Genomic DNA, 229 nt, shown 5'->3' with positions numbered 1-229 from the left:
ACCCCCCGTTCCACCCCGCTTTGCCCATCGGCACGCTTCCTGTCCCCGGCAGCTTCGCCAGCGGCCCGGCGTAGAAGCCCGAATCCATCGCCGCTTCCGTGACGCCATAGCTGTTGGTGATCCGGAACTGCGAGCCGAAGCGTTCCTGCAACACGCGATAGTCGCCAACGCTGCAGCTGTCGGAGCTGCTGGTGAGCAGCTCCATCGAACTCATATCCAGCGCGCGCTG

Annotated in this window: 1 protein-coding gene; it reads right to left on the bottom strand. The window is 65.1% G+C overall.

Annotated features, from left to right (window positions below; genetic code table 11):
* A partial coding sequence (locus KVT34_RS32300) for a hypothetical protein (RefSeq protein WP_254635267.1) occupies positions 1-229 on the bottom strand: 229 nt, incomplete at both ends.

It is taken from the genome of Paenibacillus sp. GbtcB18, from assembly GCF_019091125.1.
GTDB classification, from domain to species: Bacteria; Bacillota; Bacilli; order Paenibacillales; family NBRC-103111; genus Paenibacillus_F; species Paenibacillus_F chitinolyticus.
Note: the sequence above shows the minus strand (reverse complement) of the source record. Positions and strands in the feature narration are given on the sequence as shown.